13 protein-coding genes are annotated in these 18,021 nt (G+C 58.1%); 7 read left to right on the top strand and 6 right to left on the bottom strand.

All coding sequences use genetic code 11. The features are described from left to right. Window position 1 precedes the first annotated feature (1 nt). From RYC17_RS09680 to RYC17_RS09655, 6 genes are all read right to left on the bottom strand, one after another. Window positions 2-1,387, bottom strand: a complete 1,386-nt coding sequence (locus tag RYC17_RS09680; protein WP_058400647.1) for an MFS transporter — start codon at window positions 1,385-1,387, stop codon at window positions 2-4. A 163-nt stretch (window positions 1,388-1,550) separates the two neighbouring features. Next, entirely contained in the window at window positions 1,551-2,462 is a 912-nt protein-coding gene (gene kdgD / locus RYC17_RS09675; protein ID WP_044309446.1) for a 5-dehydro-4-deoxyglucarate dehydratase, read from the bottom strand. A 268-nt stretch (window positions 2,463-2,730) separates the two neighbouring features. Then, entirely contained in the window at window positions 2,731-3,480 is a 750-nt protein-coding gene (locus RYC17_RS09670) for a FadR/GntR family transcriptional regulator (RefSeq protein ID WP_002555183.1), read from the bottom strand. Between the two features lie 98 nt (window positions 3,481-3,578). Continuing rightward, entirely contained in the window at window positions 3,579-5,312 is a 1,734-nt protein-coding gene (locus tag RYC17_RS09665; RefSeq protein ID WP_316902864.1) for an ABC transporter ATP-binding protein/permease, read from the bottom strand. Window positions 5,313-5,401: 89 nt separating this feature from the next. Then, window positions 5,402-5,965, bottom strand: a complete 564-nt coding sequence (locus RYC17_RS09660; RefSeq protein WP_002555185.1) for a response regulator transcription factor — start codon at window positions 5,963-5,965, stop codon at window positions 5,402-5,404. Then, on the bottom strand, window positions 5,962-7,221 hold the full coding sequence (locus tag RYC17_RS09655; RefSeq protein ID WP_316902862.1) for an ATP-binding protein: 1,260 nt from the start codon (window positions 7,219-7,221) through the stop codon (window positions 5,962-5,964). The genes RYC17_RS09660 and RYC17_RS09655 overlap by 4 nt, the downstream gene beginning before the upstream one ends. A gap of 192 nt (window positions 7,222-7,413) precedes the next feature. Here RYC17_RS09655 and RYC17_RS09650 point away from each other — a divergent pair, with 192 nt between their 5' ends. The 7 genes from RYC17_RS09650 to RYC17_RS09620 all read left to right on the top strand — a co-directional run bounded on the left by RYC17_RS09650 (window position 7,414) and on the right by RYC17_RS09620 (window position 18,013). Further along, window positions 7,414-8,127: an SIMPL domain-containing protein gene (locus tag RYC17_RS09650; protein WP_122259410.1), complete on the top strand. Its 714-nt coding sequence runs from the start codon at window positions 7,414-7,416 to the stop codon at window positions 8,125-8,127. A gap of 136 nt (window positions 8,128-8,263) precedes the next feature. Then, a complete protein-coding gene (locus RYC17_RS09645) occupies window positions 8,264-9,871 on the top strand; it encodes an ABC transporter substrate-binding protein (protein WP_058400644.1) in 1,608 nt (535 codons plus the stop codon). A 257-nt stretch (window positions 9,872-10,128) separates the two neighbouring features. Continuing rightward, window positions 10,129-11,757: an ABC transporter substrate-binding protein gene (locus tag RYC17_RS09640; protein ID WP_122281871.1), complete on the top strand. Its 1,629-nt coding sequence runs from the start codon at window positions 10,129-10,131 to the stop codon at window positions 11,755-11,757. A 320-nt stretch (window positions 11,758-12,077) separates the two neighbouring features. Next, complete coding sequence (locus RYC17_RS09635; protein WP_058409155.1) at window positions 12,078-13,670, top strand: ABC transporter substrate-binding protein; 1,593 nt, start codon at window positions 12,078-12,080, stop codon at window positions 13,668-13,670. 155 nt (window positions 13,671-13,825) lie between these two features. Further along, on the top strand, window positions 13,826-15,250 hold the full coding sequence (locus tag RYC17_RS09630; protein WP_316902858.1) for an OprD family porin: 1,425 nt from the start codon (window positions 13,826-13,828) through the stop codon (window positions 15,248-15,250). Window positions 15,251-15,332: 82 nt separating this feature from the next. Beyond that, window positions 15,333-16,928 carry an ABC transporter substrate-binding protein gene (locus RYC17_RS09625; protein WP_058400640.1) on the top strand — a complete coding sequence of 532 codons (1,596 nt, stop codon included), beginning with the start codon at window positions 15,333-15,335 and terminating at the stop codon, window positions 16,926-16,928. 74 nt (window positions 16,929-17,002) lie between these two features. Continuing rightward, a complete protein-coding gene (locus RYC17_RS09620; RefSeq protein WP_058400639.1) occupies window positions 17,003-18,013 on the top strand; it encodes an ABC transporter permease subunit in 1,011 nt (336 codons plus the stop codon). The last annotated feature ends 8 nt before the right edge of the window (window positions 18,014-18,021 follow it).

Below are 18,021 nucleotides of genomic sequence, written 5' to 3'. Positions count from 1 at the left end.
CTCAGGATTTCGCTTCGGAAAGGTCGCTGACCGAGTCGTTCAGCAATGGCCCCTTGGCAGGCGGCTCTTTCAATTCCACACGCTTGATTTCACCCACAATGAAAATGTAACTGATTACCGCCAGCAGCGCGTTGGCGCCCACGAACACCAGTGCCCATTTGAACGAGCCGGTGCTGCTGATGATGTAACCAATCACGATCGGAGTGGTGATCGATGCAATGTTACCGAAGGTGTTGAACAGACCGCCGCTCAGACCGGCGATCTGCTTGGGTGAAACATCGGACATGACAGCCCAGCCCAGAGCACCGACGCCTTTGCCGAAGAATGCCAGGGCCATGAAGCCCACCACCACCCATTCGATATCAACGTAGTTGCAGGTAACGATCGAGGTGGACAGCAGCAGGCCACCGATGATCGGCGCCTTGCGGGCAAAGGTCAGCGAGTGGCCCTTGCGCAGCAGGTAGTCGGAGATGATTCCGCCCAATACCCCGCCGATGAAGCCGCAGATAGCCGGCAACGAGGCAATGATGCCCGCCTTGAGGATGGTCATGCCGCGTTCCTGAACCAGGTACACCGGGAACCAGGTCAGGAAGAAGTAGGTAATGCCGTTGATGCAGTATTGGCTGAGGTAGATACCCAGCATCATGCGGTTGGTCAGCAACTGGCGGATGTAATCCCACTTCGGTCCGCTGCTGGCTGCTTTTTCCTTGCCTTTGCCCTTGTCCTGATCCAGGTCGACCAGCGCACCATTGCTGGAGATGTGTTCTAACTCGGCCTCGTTGATCATCGGGTGATTGCGCGGACCGTAGATGACCTTCATCCAGATCATCGAGAACAGGATACCGACTGCGCCCATGACCACGAACACGTGCTGCCAGCCGTAGGTGTAAACAATCCAGCCCATCAGCGGAGCGAACAGCACGGTGGCGAAGTATTGCGCCGAGTTGAAGATCGCCGAGGCCGTGCCGCGCTCGGCGGTCGGGAACCAGGCGGCGACAATGCGGGCGTTGCCCGGGAAGGAAGGCGCTTCAGCCAGCCCGACCAGAAAGCGCAGCATGAACAGCGCGACGATGGCGGTGGAAATGCCGAACTCACCCACATAGCCTTGCAGCAGGGTGAACAGCGACCAGGTGAAAATGCTCATGGCGTAGACTTTCTTCGACCCGAAACGGTCGAGCAGCCAGCCACCGGGGATCTGACCGGCCACGTAAGCCCAGCCAAATGCGGAGAAGATATAGCCCAGAGTGACCGGAGTAATGCCAAGGTCTTTCTGGATGCTGGAACCAGCGATAGCGATGGTGGCACGGTCGGCGTAGTTGATCGTGGTGACCAGAAACAGCATCAACAGAATCAAATAGCGGACGTGCGTCGGCTTGGACTTTTGCATTGTAGAGCTCCCACTGATTATTTTTTTACGCGGGTAAAGCTGTTTTTGGGTGTTGCATTACAGGCCCCTTGGCAGTGTCGCGGCGACGACAGCTACCACCTGTAAGGGTCATGCATTCCAACGACAAAACCGCTGATCGCTCAGCGGTTACGTCCTAGGGGTGTTACTGCTTGCCTTGCTTGTCCATCAGCGCGGCGAGCATGTCGCACTCGTCCGGGGTCAGGTCGGTCAATGGCGCACGCACCGGGCCTGCGTCGTAGCCGGCGATCTTCGCGCCGGCCTTGACGATACTCACGGCATAGCCAGCCTTGCGGTTGCGGATTTCCAGGTAAGGCAGGAAGAAATCGTCGATGTATTTACCGACCGCCTGATGATCGTCGCGGGCGATGGCGTGGTAGAAGTCCATCGCCAGTTTCGGTACGAAGTTGAACACAGCAGACGAGTAGACCGGCACGCCCAGCGCCTTGTAGGCAGCGGCATAGACTTCAGCGGTCGGCAGGCCGCCCAGGTACGAGAAGCGGTCGCCGAGACGGCGGCGGATCGAAACCATCAGCTCGATATCACCCAGGCCATCCTTGTAACCGATCAGGTTCGGGCAACGCTCGGCCAGTTGTTCCAGCAGGGTTGGCGTCAGGCGGCAGACGTTACGGTTGTAGACAACCACACCGATCTTGACCGACTTGCACACCGCTTCAACGTGGGCGGCAACGCCGTCCTGGCTGGCTTCGGTCAGGTAATGCGGCAGCAGCAACAGACCTTTGGCACCCAGACGCTCGGCTTCCTGAGCGTACTCGATGGCCTGACGGGTCGGACCGCCTACACCGGCCAGAATTGGCACGCTGGTGGCGCAGGTGTCGACGGCAGTCTTGATGATTTCGGAGTATTCGCTGGCGGCCAGGGAGAAAAACTCACCTGTACCACCTGCAGCGAACAGAGCGCTGGCGCCGTACGGTGCCAGCCACTCGAGGCGTTTGATGTAGCCCGCGCGATGGAAGTCGCCCTGAGCGTTGAAATCGGTAACCGGGAAAGACAGCAGACCGGATGAGAGGATGGACTTCAGTTCTTGTGGATTCATTATTCGAACACCCTGGAGGACATAATTGTTAGAAGATCACCGGGTCAGTGCCGATGTCGTAAGTCATCGTACAACTGATAATAGAATCACTCAACAGGGATTTTCGGGTTTTTTTAGAGGGAGGGGACGGGGGCATGCCGCGCAGATTTGTGACGCAGAGCGTCACGAAAGGCATTCCCACGCTGGAACGCGCGGAACGATGATCTCAACTATCGTGCGACGCTCCGCGTCGCATGCCGTTCTGGACGCTCTGCGTCCTCTTTAATCGTCAGGCCCGCTGAGACTCGGCTTCTTCATGCGCGTGGCGCAGGCGTTCGCGGCTATTGGTCAGGTGCAGGCGCATAGCGGCGCGGGCCGCATCGGAGTCCTGACGGGCGATGGCGTCGAAGATTTCCTCGTGCTCGCGGCTCAGGCGGTCCATGTAATGCTGCTGATCATCATGAGCCAGACGCGCAGAGTTCAACCGTGTGCGCGGGATGATGCTGGTGCCCAGATGGGTCATGATGTCCGTGAAATAGCGATTGCCGGTCGATAGCGCAATCTGCAAATGGAACTGGAAGTCAGACGCCACCGCATCCGTGGCGTGTGCGGCACTCTCATTGAGCGCGTCCAGCGCCGAACGCATCGCCGCCAGTTGCTCGTCACTGCGGCGCTGGGCTGCCAGCCCGGCCGACTCGACTTCCAGGCTGATACGCAATTCGAGAATCGCCAGCACATCACGCAGAGTGACAATGGTGGCCGGATCGATCCGGAACCCACTTGGGCTTGGCGTATCGAGAACGAAGGTGCCGATCCCGTGACGGGTCTCGACCAGACCGGACGCTTGCAGGCGCGAAATCGCCTCGCGCACCACGGTGCGGCTGACGCCCTGCTCTTCCATGATTGCGGATTCGGTAGGCAATTTGTCGCCACGCTTGAGCTGACCGCTGCGAATTCGCTCGGACAGCTCAGTCACCAACTCCTGCGCGAGGCTGCGGTGTTTTCTACGGGCGCGGGGCGGAGCGCTTTGATTTTCCATCCAACATCGATCTCTGGACTGCTAAACATGGGCTAATCATAGCTCAGCGGTTGTATGATCACACCCTCAAAAGCGCCACCCGCCCAACAGCGTCAACCTCAAACCGCTGCAGGTGTCGGTTGCTCGAGCAGTTTTGCGTTCTCGATACGCACATGCCGACCATGAAAGCGTTTGAGGCTGCTGCGGTGTCCGATACTGATCAGCGTCAGACCGGGCAGGCCATCAATGATTGCGCGGTGCATGGCAGCCTCGTCATCCTCGTCCATGGCCGAGGTGGCCTCATCCATATACAGCCAGCTCGGCGCGACCAGCAAGGCGCGAGCAAACGCCACTCGCTGCTGCTCGCCGGGCGACAAAAAGCGCTGCCAGTGATTGCTTTCATCCAGTCGCGGTATCAGGTGCTCCAGACGGCACTGGCTCAGCACATCGGCAAAGCGTTCTGCCGGGTAGCGCTGCGCAGGTTGTGGATAACTCATTGCCTCACGCAAGGTGCCGATGGGCAGATAAGGCCGTTGCGGCAGGAACAGCGCCGTCCCTGTGGGCACACGAATCTTGCCCGAGCCGTGCGGCCATAGACCACCGAGAGCCTTCAGCAACGAACTTTTGCCACTGCCCGAGCGACCACTGAGCATCACTCGCTCTCCCGGACCGATATGCAGATTGGCATCGCTCAACAGTTGACGCCCCCCTGCGAGGCTCAATTCCAGGTCACGCAGGTCCAGCGTGTCGTTAGCGTTAACCCTTTCAATGGCCGGTTGCTGCGCTTCATGATCAGTCATGGCCTGACGGAAGCTCAGCAGACGGTCACACGTGGCGCGCCATGAGGCCAGCGTGCTGTAGGCGCTGATGAACCAACTGAAGTTCTCCTGCACGTTGCCAAATGCCGAATTGATCTGCATCAGATCACCCAACTCGATCTTGCCCGAAAAATACCGCGGCGCAGCCACGATGAAAGGAAAAATCAGGGCAATCTGCGAATAACCGGATGTGAAGAAGGTCAGCCGCTTCTGGACTTTCATGGATGCCCGGAAGTTATTCCAGATCATCATGAAGCGCCCGCTAAGGCGCTGGTTTTCATTACGCTCGCCCTCGGACAAGGCAATGCTTTCGGCGTTTTCCCGTACGCGCACCAAGGCGAAACGCAGGTCCGCCTCAAAGCGCTCCTGTTGGTTGTTCAACGGGATCAGGCGCTTGCCGATCCAGTGCGTCAACAGGCTGCCGACAAGCGCATAAAGCAAGGCCGCCCAGAACATATAGCCGGGTATGGTGACCCCGAACAGTTCGATGCTGCCCGACACGCCCCAAAGAATGACCGAGAACGAAACAAGACTGACGACCGCGCTCATCAAGCCAAGCCCGAGGCTGAGGGTGCTGGTGGTGAACTCGTTGAGGTCTTCGGACAGACGCTGGTCGGGGTTGTCGGTATACCCGCCCTGCTCCAGGTGATAGTAGTTTTTGTCTGCGAGCCAACGGGCGAAGTGCTGCTCAGTCAGCCAGCGACGCCAGCGAATGGTCAGCAATTGGGTCAGGTACAGACGATAGACCGCCGCCAGAATGGCGATCGCGGCGATCCCGCTGAAGTACAGAATCAGGTGGGTGAAGGCAGCCAGGTCCTTATTCTGCAGCGCGTTGTAAAAATCCCGATACCAGCTGTTGAAGAAGACCGACACTTGTACGCTGAACAGCGACAGCGCAATCACCGAAACCAGCAACAGCCAGGCGGTGACCTTTTCCTCACTGCGCCAATAAGGCGTTATCAGCTTCCAGACGCGGCGTAGAAACGCCCCTTTCACAGTGTCGTTGACGGCAGAATATTCAGCATTGCGATTCATGTGGGTCAGGCTCGCTCTCTTTGAAAGTACGATGCCTGAGCACAATGAAGCAAAAAAACGCCTACACGGCCACTATGAAAAAACCTTCATTAACGCCGCACCGGACGCTTCTGCAGCTTGCGCTGCAAGGTCCGGCGGTGCATGCCCAGCGCCCGGGCTGTAGCGGAAATATTGCCCTCGTGCTCGGTCAGCACGCGCTGGATGTGTTCCCACTGCAAGCGATCCACCGACATCGGATTCTCGGGGACCAGCGTGTCGAGGTTGGCGTGTTCGGACAGCAGAGCCGCCAGCACATCATCGGCATCAGCCGGTTTGCACAGGTAATTGCACGCGCCGCGCTTGATGGCTTCAACTGCCGTGGCGATGCTCGAATACCCGGTGAGGATCACCACACGCATGTCCGGGTCCATTTCCAGCAGTTTGGGCAACAGCACCAACCCTGAATCGCCATCCATTTTCAGGTCCAGCGCGGCATATTCAGGAATGTCCTGCTGCGCCAGCGCCAGGCCTTCCTCGGCTGAACCTGCGGTGCTCACCCGAAAACCACGACGGCTCATGGCCCTCGCCATTACACGGGTGAACGTCGCGTCGTCATCGACCAGCAACAGGTGCGGCAGCTCTTCGCCTTCGACCTGGATGTCTTCGTCACTCATGCTTCTTCTCCTCGCGTATCTCGGGGCAGGCGCAGCTCGGTGAGCGTACCGCCTTCTTCATGACTGTAGAGCTTTACCGAGCCACCCGCACGGGTGACGCTGGCCTTGCTCAGAAACAGACCCAGGCCGAAACCTTTGCCCTTGGTAGTAAAGAACGGCTTGCCGATCTGTTCGGCAATCGCCAGCGGCACACCTGCGCCATGGTCACGAATACTGATACAGACTTCTGCGCTGTCCCAGTTCAGGTTGACTTCAAGGCCATCAGGGCAGGCGTCGGCCGCGTTGTTGAGCAGGTTGAGCAGCGCCTGGGTCAGGTCCGGGGGTGGGGCCAGCATCGGCACCTCGCCCTTGCCCAGCTGGTAAAAGCGGTAGCTCACTTCCGGGCGCATCAAATGCCAACGGTTAAGGGATTCGTCCAGCCAGCGGGTAGCGGGCTGCTGCTCAACGGCCATGCGCCGGTTGGCTTCGGCGGCACGCACCAGTTGCTGAAGGGTCTGTTTGCACTGCTTGACCTGCTCCTGCAACACCGACAGGTCGTCCTGCAAAGCAGGGTCACCGTGGTCCTGGCGCATTTCCTTGAGCAGCACGCTCATGGTCGCCAGTGGAGTGCCCAGTTCATGGGCCGCGCCTGCGGCCTGAGTCGCGACGGCAAGCAGTTGTTGATCGCGCAGGCCCTCCTCCCGGCGCTCGGCACGCAACTGCTCCTGGCGACGCAGCTCTTCGGCCATCTTTGCCGCGAAAAAGGTGATGACGGAAGCCGCCAGCGCAAAACTCAGCCACATGCCGTAGACCTGCATGTTTTCCCGGGCAATGGAATCGGTTTCCAGCGGGTAGGAACGCACCATCAGCAAGGTGTACATGCTCAGCGCAAAGCCGGACAGGATCAGCGAGTAACGCCACGGCAGTGTGGCGGCGGCAATGGTCAGCGGCACCAGATAATAAGAAACGAACGGGTTGGCCGAGCCGCCCGAGTAGTACAGCAACGCACTGTGGATCAGCAGGTCCAGCGCCAGTTGCAAGGCGTACTCAAGCTCGGTGAGCGGCAGCGAGGTGCGCAGACGGATGACGGTCAGCCCGCACAGCACCAGCGAGCAGCCCAGGGTGATCGACAGTTGCAGCCACGGCAGTGGTAGAAAGTCGAACAGCCAGGCCATACCCACCGAGCCGGCTTGCGCGGCCAGCACCAGAATACGGATGAATGTCAGGCGCCACAGGTTTTGACGTGTGGCTGAAAGCATTTGAACGGGGGCGAGCATGAGCTCTCCTGATGAGTGCTCCAGGCGGATCGCAGCGAGTATAACCAAGCGAGAGGCAAAACTGGAAAAGTGCGTCAACGCACCGCACACCGGAGCAGCCCGGCATCGCAGGAACCGGGCCAAAGCGCTACAGTCAGAACACTTTGCGCCGAGCGACACGTGTCGCAGGCCGTTTGATAACAAGGAGCTCTCATGTTCAATCTTCGCCCTGCTGCCACGCTTGTCGCGCTGGCCGCTGCCCTGTCCAGCCTGCCGGCTCTGGCTGAAGAAGCCCGTTATAACCAGATTTCCTTGCGTGCCGAGGTCAATCAGGAAGTCCAGCGCGACCTGATGCTCGTCACCCTTTATACCGAAGCGCAGGACAGCGACCCGGCCAAACTGGCGGCACAGATCACTGAAACCCTGAACAAGGCGCTGGGCCAGGCGCGGCAGGTCAAGGATGTGAAGATCCGTCAGGGCAGCCGCAACAGCTATCCGGTTTACGACGACAAAGGGCAGAAGATCACCGGCTGGCGTGAACGCGCCGAACTGCGTCTGGAAAGTGCCGACTTTGCGGTGCTTTCGAAGCTGACCGGCGAGCTGCTGACGGATCTGAAAATGGGCGGCATGGACTTCTCGATCTCGCCATCAACCCGCAAGGCCAGCGAAGACGCCCTGCTCAAGGACGCCGTAACTGCGTTCAAGGCCCGAGCGCAACTGGTCACCGAAGCCTTGGGCGGCACGGGTTACAAGCTGGTTACCCTGAACCTGAACACCTCGGGCTACCCGCAGCCGTATCTGCGCGCACCGGTGATGATGATGGCAAAATCTTCGCGTGAAGACGCAGCGCCGACGCCCGATGTCGAAGCGGGCACCAGCCAGGTCAGCGTTGCGGCCGATGGCGTGATTGAAGTCGCGATTCCCTGAGAAACGGTCATCATTTATTCCGAGCCCGGAAACCGGAGCTCAATCAGCACAACTATCGCTCCCATGCTCTGCGTGGGAATGCAGTTACCGACGCTCTGCGTCCAATATTGAGAACGCAGCACTACGCGAGGGATCCATGGGACACACACTCTTCAAACCGCTGCTGCTGACCTCCGCCCTGCTGGCGTGCGCACCACTGGCCCAGGCGGCGAGCACGCTGGTGTACTGCTCCGAAGCCAGCCCGGCCGGTTTCGACCCCAGTCAGTACACCAGTGGCACCGACTTCGATGCCTCGGCCGAAACCGTCTTCAACCGCCTGACCCAATTCAAGCGTGGCGGCACGGAAGTAGAGCCAGGCCTGGCCACGCGCTGGGACGTCTCGCCGGATGGCCTGACCTACACGTTTCATCTGCGCGACGGCGTGAAGTTCCACACCACGGACTATTTCACCCCTACTCGCACATTCAATGCGGATGACGTGCTGTTCACGTTCAACCGCCTGCTCGACGCCAACCACCCGTTCCGCAAAGCCTACCCGTCCGAGTCGCCCTACTTCACTGACATGGGCCTGAACACAACGATCAAAAGCGTCGAGAAAGTCGACCCGCTGACCGTCAAGTTCACCCTGAACAACATCGATGCCGCCTTTGTGCAGAACCTGGCGATGAGCTTCGCCTCGATCCAGTCTGCCGAGTACGCAGACAAACTGCTCAAGGAAGGCAAGGCCGAGGACTTGAACCAGAAGCCCATCGGCACGGGTCCGTTCGTCTTCAAGCGCTATCAGAAGGATTCACAGATCCGTTACGTCGGCAATACCGAGTACTGGAAGCCCGAGGATGTGAAGATCGACAACCTGATCTTCTCGATCAGCAGCGATGCCGCCGTGCGCCTGCAGAAGCTCAAGGCCAACGAATGCCAGGTCAGCGGCTATCCGCGTCCGCAGGACATCGAGGAGATGAAAAAGGACCCGAAACTCAAGGTCCTCAGTCAGCCGGGCTTCAACCTGGGCTTCCTGGCCTACAACGTTACGCATCCGCCGCTGGACCAGCTTAAGGTGCGTCAGGCGCTGGACATGGCCATCGACAAGCCGGCAATCATCAAGGCGGTTTATCAGAGTGCAGGCCAGCTGGCTGAAAATGCCCTGCCGCCGGGTCAGTGGAGCTTCGATCCGACCATCAAGGACGCCCCGCACGACCTGACCAAAGCCAAACAACTGCTCAAGGAAGCAGGTGTGGCACCGGGTACCAAAATCGATCTGTGGGCCATGACCGTCCAGCGCGCGTCGAACCCCAATGCACGCATGTCGGCTCAGATGATTCAGTCCGACTGGGAGAAGATCGGTATCAAGGCCAACATCGTCAGCTATGAATGGGGCGAATACATCAAGCGCGCCAAGGCCGGCGAACATGACGCAATGATCTATGGCTGGACCGGTGACAACGGCGACCCCGACAACTGGCTCGGCGTGCTTTACAGCTGCGCAGCCGTCAAAGGCAGCAACTACGCCAAGTGGTGCGACCCGGCTTACGACAAGCTGGTGCAGAAGGCCAAGCTGACCAGCAACCGCGATGAGCGCATCAAGCTCTATCAGCAGGCTCAGCACATTCTCAAGCAGCAGGTGCCGATCACCCCGATCGCCAACTCCAAGGTGTTTCAGCCAATGCGCCAGGAAGTGCAGGACTTCAAGATCAGCCCCTTCGGCCTGACACCCTTTTATGGTGTCAGCCTGGGAACAGTGAAGTAACAACACAGCGCCAACCGGGTGCATTTTTCTCACCCGGTTGCGCTTATTTGGTGCACGAAACGATTGAAAAAGCGTCGCGCAAACGATCAACTACCAAGAAAGTTACACTTTCGCGACATTCCTGTACGATCGTGCCACTCTTTGTCGCTTCTTTCGCCTCACTGTCTTGCTTTGGGTATGGCCCCTGCATAAGTATCGGACGGATCGGCTCACGAGGTCGTTCCCTCTAATCAAAAATGACAACAACTGAGGCAACCATGCTCAAACACGCGGTCATTCCGTTTCTGGTCGGCGCCAGCTTGCTCGCCAGCGCACCTTTCGCTCACGCTGCATCGAATCTGGTGTTCTGTTCCGAGGGCAGCCCTGCGGGCTTCGATCCAGGGCAATACACCACAGGTACTGACTTCGACGCCTCAGCCGAGACCATTTTCAATCGCTTGAGCCAGTTTGAACGCGGCGGCACCGCCGTGGTGCCCGGCCTGGCAACCAAGTGGGACATCTCTGATGATGGCCTGACGTACACCTTCCACCTTCGCGAAGGCGTCAAGTTTCACACCACGCCCTACTTCAAGCCGACCCGTGAATTCAATGCCGATGACGTGCTGTTCACGTTCAATCGCATGATCGACAAGGACATGCCTTACCGCAAAGCGTATCCGACCGAATTCCCGTACTTCACTGATATGGGTATGGACACCAACATCACCAAGATCGAAAAGGTCGACGACCACACCGTCAAGTTCACTCTTGGCAAAGTCGACGCTGCCTTCATCCAGAACATGGCGATGAGCTTCGCGTCCATCCAGTCCGCAGAGTACGCCGCCAAGCTGCTCAAGGAAGGCAAGCCGGAGCTGATCAACCAGCAGCCGATCGGCACTGGCCCGTTCGTGTTCAAGAGCTACCAGAAAGACTCCAATATTCGTTACACCGGCAACAAGGACTATTGGAAGCCTGAAGACGTCAAGGTCGACAATCTGATCTTCGCCATCACCACCGACGCCTCGGTGCGCATGCAGAAGCTCAAGAAAAACGAATGCCAGATCACCGCTTACCCACGTCCTGCCGACCTTGAGCCACTCAAGGCCGACAAAAACCTGAAGATGCCTGATCAGGCTGGCTTCAACCTTGGTTACATCGCCTACAACGTGATGCCTGAGATCAAGGGCGAAGACCATCCAAATCCCCTGGCTCAGTTGAAAGTGCGCCAAGCGCTGGACATGGCGGTCAACAAGCAGCAGATCATCGACTCGGTTTACCAGGGTGCAGGTCAATTGGCGGTCAACGCCATGCCGCCGACCCAGTGGTCCTATGACACCACCATCAAGGACGCCAAGTACGATCCCGAGAAAGCTCGCGAGCTGCTCAAGGAAGCCGGTATCAAGGAAGGCACCGAAATCACCCTGTGGGCGATGCCGGTTCAGCGTCCTTACAACCCCAACGCCAAACTGATGGCCGAAATGCTCCAGAACGACTGGAAGAAGATCGGTATCAACGCCAAGATCGTCAGCTATGAATGGGGCGAGTACATCAAGCGCGCCAAGAATGGCGAGAACGGTGCCATGCTGATTGGCTGGAGCGGCGATAACGGTGACCCCGACAACTGGCTCGGCACCCTGTTCGGCTGTGACGCCCTGAACGGCAACAACTTTGCCAAATGGTGTGACAAGCCGTTCGACACGCTGATCCATCAGGCCAAGGAAACGTCCGATCAGGCCAAGCGCACCGAGCTGTACAAACAGGCGCAACACCTCCTGAAAGACGCAGTGCCGATGACGCCTATTGCGCACTCGACGGTCTATCAACCCATGCGCACCAGCGTACAGGACTTCAAGATCAGCCCGTTTGGCTTGAACTCCTTTTACGGTGTGAGCGTGAGCGGCAAGTAAAAGTGACAGTTTGCTGCGCCGCTCATCCGGCGCAGCAAACTGCTCTACTTGAATATTAAGCCCCGAGCGATGGGTTGAAAAAGTGCCGATAACGGCATTCTTCTACTATCACTAAGATATTTCCTACGAGCTTTGCAGCCTTCGAGCCTATATACCGCGGGCGTCTGACGACTTACCGTCGAAGGGCAGCGGCAATGGCAGGAAGCCCGTCGCTTCGTGTCCAGGTGCGCCGGGCATGTCGTGCGAAGTTGCGTGGGGCGACGCCTTTGGGCCAGTTAGACATTCGAGCCTCGGCTCATCCTTCGAGGATAGGGATCATCATGCGTAAAACTCTTGCGATGACGTCGTGCCTGGGACTGTTGGCACTGGCCCCGTTTGCCCAGGCGGCAAGCAATCTGGTGTTTTGCTCCGAAGCGAGTCCGGCTGGCTTCGATGGTGCGCAATACACCTCCTCCACCGATAACGATGCATCCGAGCCGATCTACAATCGACTCACCGAATTCAAGCAAGGCGACACCACCGTGGTTCCAGCGCTGGCGACTTCCTGGGACATCTCGGAAGACGGCCTGGTCTACACGTTTCATCTGCGCGAGGGCGTGAAGTTCCACAGCAACAAGAACTTCAAGCCCAGCCGTGACTTCAACGCCGACGACGTGCTGTTCACCTTCAATCGCATGCTCAAGCCCGATCATCCGTTCCGTGTCGCTTACCCGACCGAGTTCCCCTACTTCACCAGTATGGGCCTGAACAAAAAGATCAAATCCATCGAGAAGACCGACCCGTTGACCGTGGTGTTCACCCTCAATACGGTCGATGCAGCGTTCATCCAGAACATCGCCATGAACTTCGCCGGCATCCTCTCCGCCGAATACGCCGAACAACTGATGGCCAAGGGTGATGTGCGCGACATCAACCAGCAACCGATTGGCACGGGGCCTTTCGTGTTCCAGCGCTATCAGAAAGACTCGCAGATTCGTTACAAGGGCAACAAGGAGTTCTGGGACCCGAGCCGGGTGAAGATCGACCAGTTGATTTTCGCCATCGTGACCGACGCCTCTGCCCGTATGCAGAAGCTCAAGGCCAACGAGTGCCAGGTCTCGGTCAACCCGCGTCCGGCAGACCTTGCCAGCCTCAAGGAAGACAAAAGCCTGCAGATCATCGAGAAGCCAGGCTTCAACCTTGGTTACATCTCCTACAACGTACGCCACGAGCCGCTAGGCAAGCTGGAAGTGCGCCAGGCGCTGGACATGGCCGTCAACAAGAAGGCAATCATCAACGCGGTTTATCAGGGCGCAGGGCAGCTGGCAGTCAATGCCATGCCGCCGACCCAGTGGTCCTACGATGACAGCATCAAGGACGCACCTTACGACCCGGAAAAAGCCAAAACCCTGTTGCGCGCGGCTGGCGTCAAGGAAGGCACCGAACTGACCCTCTGGGCCATGCCGGTCCAGCGTCCTTACAACCCCAACGCCAAACTGATGGCCGAAATGCTTCAGGCCGACTGGGCCAAGGTCGGCATCAAGGTCAAGATCGTCAGTTACGAATGGGGTGAATACCTCAAGCGCACCAAGAACGGCGAGCACGATATCTCGCTGATCGGCTGGACCGGCGACAACGGTGACCCGGACAACTGGCTGGGCACGCTGTACAGCTGCGCCGCCATTGGCGGTAACAACTACTCGATGTGGTGCGACGAAAAATACGACCAGCTGGTCAAGGCCGCCGTCGCTGTCACCGACCGCGAGCAGCGCACCGACCTGTACAAACAGGCGCAACGCTACCTCAAGGAACAGGTGCCGATAACACCGATTGCCCACTCGACGGTCAATCAGCCGTTGCGCGCCGAGGTCAGGGACTTCCACGTCAGCCCGTTTGGTCGCAACAACTTTTCAGGCGTCAGCATCGCCGACTGATCAGAAACTCCGCATGCCCTCGCCGTCTTGTGTCACGGCGAGAGCCAACACTTGCGCGTTTATACCGATAACAACGCAGGGCCCAAAGCCCTGCACCACCAAAAGCCAGGCTTAAGAACTGGCATATAAAAAAGTGATAAAGGGAGCTGCACATCGTGAAAACAACAAGTACTGCGTTATTGGCCTTATCTCTCTCGTCGTTCGGTGCACTGGTTCAGGCAGAACCAGCCAGCCAGGCGTTCATACCGACCGAGCTGAGCTCCAAGAACGCACAGGCCGACGCCAAAGGCTTTATCGAAGATCAACACCTGACCGGCACGACCCGCAACTGGTACGCCAACGAACTGAAGCGTCGTGGCGAGGTTTTCCGCTACAACGACAACGGCATCGCTGAGCAGACCTCGCGTCGTATCAACTGGCAGCAGGGCACCATCGTCAACTACACCTCGGGCTACACGCAGGGTGTTGTAGGTTTCGCCACCGAGCTGGCACTGTACAACGCCATTGCGCTGGACCGTGACACCGATGACTTTGCCAGCAATTCCAACCGTTCCAACCGTACCCTGGCACACAGTGACGGTGATGCAGTGGGTCAGTGGAGCAAGATGGGCCTGGGCAACGTGAAGGCGCGGGTTTCCAACACCGTCCTGACCATGGGTCGCCAATCGGTGAACACCCCGGTCATCGCCTTCATTGGCAACCGCGCACTGCCTTCCAGCTTCCAGGGTGTTGCCGTACAGAGCGACGAGCTCAACAACCTGTCGTTTCAAGCCGGTAGCTTCGACCGCGTATCGCCACGTATGGAACAGAGTCTGGACAAGTTCCGCTCCGAGTACGGTGATCGCAGCCAGACCGCCGACCGCCTGGACATGTTCGGCGCTGACTACAAGCCGACCGACAGCCTGACTACCAGCTTTTATGCATCGAATCTGGAAGATTTCTGGCATCAGTACTACTTCGGCTTCACCCACGAACTGGGTGACAGCAAGGCACTGGCGCTCAGCACCAACCTGAACTACTACAAGACCAAGGACTCCGGTCAAAGCAAACAGGGCCCCATCGACAACGATACCTACAGCCTGTCGTTCACCGGTACACATAACGCTCACAGCATCAGCCTTGCCTATCAGCAAGTGTCTGGCGATGAGTATTTCGACTATGCGCACGACACCAACGCAATCTTCCTGGCCAACTCCCTGCTCTCGGACTTCAACGGCCCGAACGAGAAATCCCTGCAGATCGCCTACGTACTGAACATGGCCGAATATGGCGTGCCGGGCCTGAAGTTCAACATTTACCAAGCGCGCGGCTGGGACATCGACGGTACCAAATATAAAGGCAACGTCTACGGCGACGTCCAGACAATCAATGGCGTTCGGACAGCGAGCGGCGTAAACGCAATGGACGGCGAGACTCACTACGAATACGGTATCGGTACGTCGTACTCCGTGCAGTCCGGCCCGCTCAAGGCCACTGCCATCCGCGCCACTTACACCACTCACCGCGCCAGCGAGAATCAGGCTGATGGCAACATCAACGAATTCCGTCTGGTGACCACCGTTCCGTTCAACATTCTTTGATTCGCTGAAAACCGTTCTGGTGCAAGGCAAAAGCCTTGCGCCAGAACATCACCATCGGCGTCAACTCTATGGAGGGTTCACAATGAAACTGTTATCGCTACGCAACTCGATCGCCCTGGCCCTGCTCAGCGTCGCCGTCAGTGTTTCGGCAAAACCCCTGGTAGTCTGCACCGAAGCCAGCCCCGAAGGCTTCGACATGGTGCAATACACAACAGCCGTGACGGCCGACGCCGTGGCTGAAACCGTATTCAATCGCCTGGCGGATTTCAAACCCGGCACCACGGAAGTCATTCCAGCGCTGGCTGAATCCTGGGACATCAGCGAAGACGGTCTGACCTACACTTTCCACCTGCGCAAAGGTGTCAAGTTCCACACCACCGATTACTTCAAACCGACCCGCGACATGAACGCCGACGATGTGCTCTGGAGTTTCCAGCGTCAGCTGGACCCGAAACACCCGTGGCATGACAAGTCGAGCGTTGGCTTCCCCTACTTTGAAAGCATGGGCTTCAAAGAGCTGCTGAAAAGCGTCGAAAAAACTGACGACTACACCGTCAAATTCACCCTGACCCGCCGCGAAGCACCATTCCTGGCCGACATGGCCATGGCGTTCGCCTCTATCTACCCGGCAGAATACGCCGACCAGTTGTTGAAAGCCGACAAGACCAACGATCTAAACAGCAAGCCGATCGGCACCGGCCCGTTCATCTTCCAGCGCTATGCCAAGGATGCGCAGGTACGCTTCAAGGCCAATCCGGACTACTTCCGCGGCAAGCCGCCTGCTGAAGCATTGATTCTGGCCATCGCCACCGACAACAACGTGCGCCTGCAGAAACTCAAGGCCAACGAATGTCAGATCGCGCTGTATCCAAAGCCGGACGATGTCCCGAGCATCAAGAAAGACCCGAATCTGAAAATCGATGAAATGGAGGCCATGACCACCGGCTACATCGCTATCAACACCACGCACAAGTATTTGAGCGATGTGCGGGTACGCAAAGCCATTGACATGACGTTCGACAAGAACGCTTATGTCAACGCGGTGTTCGGCAAGGGCAATGCGTTGGTAGCGGTCAACCCGTATCCGCCAACCCTGCTGGGTTACAACAACAGCCTGAAGAATCCGCCGGTTGACCTCGACAAGGCACGCGCCTTGCTGAAGGAAGCAGGTGTTCCGGAGGGCACTACGTTCACCCTGTTCACCCGCAACGGTGGTGGTCCGACCAACCCTAACCCGATGCTCGGTGCGCAAATGATGCAGTCCGATCTGGCAAAGATCGGCATCAAGATCGACATTCGCGTCATGGAATGGGGCGAAATGCTCAAACGCGCCAAGAATGGCGAACATGACATGGTGTCTGCCGGCTGGGCAGGCGACAATGGCGACCCGGACAACTTCCTGACCCCGATGCTTAGTTGTGAAGCGGCGAAAAACGGCGAGAACTATGCACGCTGGTGCAATGCCGAATTCCAGACGCTGATCGACAAGGCTCGCGAAACAGTGAACCCGCAGGAGCGTGCAGCGCTCTATGAGCAGGCTCAGGCAATATTCAACAAGGATCAGCCGTGGATCAGCATGGCTCACACCAGAATGTTCACGGCCATGCGTAAAAATGTGGAGGGCTACCAAATCAGCCCGCTCACAACCAACAACTTCGCCACTACCCAGGTGAAGTAGAAAAATAATCCGGCGAGCTCATAACCCGAGACTCGCCGGAGCACGCCTAACCGGCTGATGAGGTACACACCAAGATGTTTAGTTTTATCGCCCGCCGAGTGGGGTTGTTGATACCCACTTTCTTCGGCATCACCTTATTGACCTTCGCCCTGATTCGCCTGATTCCGGGCGACCCGGTCGAAGTCATGATGGGTGAGCGCCGGGTCGATCCGGAAATGCACGCTCAGGCCATGGAACGTCTTGGTCTGAATAAACCACTGTATGCCCAGTACATCGATTACATCGGCAAGCTCGCCCACGGCGACCTCGGTGAATCGCTGCGTACGCGTACCAGTGTCTGGAGCGAATTCACCTCGCTGTTCCCGGCAACCCTGGAGTTGTCGCTGGCGGCGCTGATTTTCGCGGGTATTCTCGGCCTGTTGGCCGGGGTGATCGCCGCACTCAAGCGAGGGTCCCTGTTCGACCATGGGGTCATGGGGATTTCCCTCGCCGGTTATTCCATGCCGATTTTCTGGTGGGGCCTGATCCTCATCATGTTCTTCTCGGTAACACTGGGCTGGACCCCGGTTTCCGGGCGAATCGACCTGCTGTACGACATTCCGCCAGTCACCGGCTTCATGCTGATCGACACCTTGCTCAGTGACGAACAAGGCGCGTTTCTCGATGCTTTGCATCACCTGATTCTTCCGGCCATCGTGCTGGGCACCATCCCGCTGGCGGTAATCGCCCGGATGACCCGCTCATCGATGCTGGAAGTATTGCGTGAAGACTACGTGCGTACTGCACGGGCCAAAGGTCTGTCGCCGACTCGCGTGGTATTCGTTCACGGCCTGCGTAACGCGCTGATTCCGGTGCTGACCGTGTTCGGCCTGCAAATCGGCACACTGCTGGCCGGTGCGGTACTGACCGAAACGATCTTCTCGTGGCCCGGTATCGGCAAGTGGCTGATCGAAGCCATCGGCGCCCGCGACTATCCGGTCGTGCAAAACGGCATTCTGCTGATCGCCTGTCTGGTGATCCTGGTCAACTTCGTGGTGGATATCCTCTACGGCTTTGCCAACCCACGCATCCGTCATCAGCGCTGAGATCATCG

This window comes from Pseudomonas syringae group sp. J248-6 (genome assembly GCF_032586995.1).
GTDB classification, from domain to species: Bacteria; Pseudomonadota; Gammaproteobacteria; order Pseudomonadales; family Pseudomonadaceae; genus Aquipseudomonas; species Aquipseudomonas amygdali.
The sequence above is the reverse complement of the archived record's forward strand: the minus strand, read 5'-3'. Positions and strand labels throughout refer to the sequence as shown.

What these genes read in the sequence shown, in the direction of transcription:
- RYC17_RS09660 (WP_002555185.1), bottom strand. Translation starts at nt 5,965, where the DNA reads ATGAGTGACGAAGACATCCAGGTCGAAGGCGAAGAGCTGCCGCACCTG.
- RYC17_RS09625 (WP_058400640.1), top strand. Translation starts at nt 15,333, where the DNA reads ATGAAACTGTTATCGCTACGCAACTCGATCGCCCTGGCCCTGCTCAGC.
- RYC17_RS09665 (WP_316902864.1), bottom strand. Translation starts at nt 5,312, where the DNA reads ATGAATCGCAATGCTGAATATTCTGCCGTCAACGACACTGTGAAAGGG.
- RYC17_RS09650 (WP_122259410.1), top strand. Translation starts at nt 7,414, where the DNA reads ATGTTCAATCTTCGCCCTGCTGCCACGCTTGTCGCGCTGGCCGCTGCC.
- RYC17_RS09620 (WP_058400639.1), top strand. Translation starts at nt 17,003, where the DNA reads ATGTTTAGTTTTATCGCCCGCCGAGTGGGGTTGTTGATACCCACTTTC.
- RYC17_RS09680 (WP_058400647.1), bottom strand. Translation starts at nt 1,387, where the DNA reads ATGCAAAAGTCCAAGCCGACGCACGTCCGCTATTTGATTCTGTTGATG.
- RYC17_RS09640 (WP_122281871.1), top strand. Translation starts at nt 10,129, where the DNA reads ATGCTCAAACACGCGGTCATTCCGTTTCTGGTCGGCGCCAGCTTGCTC.
- RYC17_RS09635 (WP_058409155.1), top strand. Translation starts at nt 12,078, where the DNA reads ATGCGTAAAACTCTTGCGATGACGTCGTGCCTGGGACTGTTGGCACTG.
- kdgD (WP_044309446.1), bottom strand. Translation starts at nt 2,462, where the DNA reads ATGAATCCACAAGAACTGAAGTCCATCCTCTCATCCGGTCTGCTGTCT.
- RYC17_RS09670 (WP_002555183.1), bottom strand. Translation starts at nt 3,480, where the DNA reads ATGGAAAATCAAAGCGCTCCGCCCCGCGCCCGTAGAAAACACCGCAGC.
- RYC17_RS09645 (WP_058400644.1), top strand. Translation starts at nt 8,264, where the DNA reads ATGGGACACACACTCTTCAAACCGCTGCTGCTGACCTCCGCCCTGCTG.
- RYC17_RS09655 (WP_316902862.1), bottom strand. Translation starts at nt 7,221, where the DNA reads ATGCTCGCCCCCGTTCAAATGCTTTCAGCCACACGTCAAAACCTGTGG.